Genomic DNA, 727 nt, shown 5'->3' with positions numbered 1-727 from the left:
ACGGGCTGGCAGTCTAAAACACTCCACCGCAAGGCATCCATGCAGCTGCTCCGCTGCTCTCAGGATGCAAGGGGAAAACGGATCTTTTCCCGCTCCCAGCTGCAGGAGATTCAGAAAAGCCACCACTGCGCCCGGGTGCGGATGCAGGCACGGCAGGCGAACCGGAAACAATGCACCTGCTGCCACAGGCACCCCGTGGCACCGGGACTGCGGATGCTGTGCAAAAACTGCTATCTCAAGGGAAATGAAAGGAGTGAGGTGTGACAAGAGGAAGAGGGGATAGAAGGGTGAAAATGGCCTATGTTGCCTCCAGAAACGGGAGAACCTATGCCATCTGTTCCGCCGATCCGGACTGTGCGGCAGACCTCGCGGACAATCTGAAAGCATGGTGCAAGGAGGGCGCAGAAATTGAGCTGCTCCCGGCGTCAAAGGCAAAGGGGCTGTTCTGTTCCGGTCTGCCACAGCCGGAACATGAAAATCAAATGTCTTTGTTTGGGGAGTGGTGATGCCAGAATCTCTTCCTGAAAAAAAGAGCCCCTCTTTTTCAGGACACCAGCCAGCAGGAATTGTAAGGAGGCCCCATGTTTGAATGCCCATACTGCCATCAGAAAACAAAAAGTTTAACCATCAACCCTTTATTTATCCACGCCATGCTCCGGGGGGATGCCTGCTGCGTTACCTGCGTCCATTGCCGTATAGCCTATTTTGCCCGCATAGAGGCTGTCTG

2 protein-coding genes are annotated in these 727 nt (G+C 54.6%); both read left to right on the top strand.

Annotated features, from left to right (window positions below):
• Nucleotides 1-264 (top strand): hypothetical protein (locus tag OOT00_RS16105; protein ID WP_265426444.1); only part of this gene is annotated, 264 nt, incomplete at its 5' end.
• Nucleotides 261-506 carry a hypothetical protein gene (locus OOT00_RS16100; RefSeq protein WP_265426443.1) on the top strand — a complete coding sequence of 82 codons (246 nt, stop codon included), beginning with the start codon at nt 261-263 and terminating at the stop codon, nt 504-506. The genes OOT00_RS16105 and OOT00_RS16100, both read left to right, overlap by 4 nt.
• Nucleotides 507-727 lie beyond the last annotated feature (221 nt).

The organism is Desulfobotulus pelophilus, from assembly GCF_026155325.1.
Taxonomy (GTDB): Bacteria; Desulfobacterota; Desulfobacteria; order Desulfobacterales; family ASO4-4; genus Desulfobotulus; species Desulfobotulus pelophilus.
This window is presented reverse-complemented; position numbering and strand designations above follow the sequence as displayed.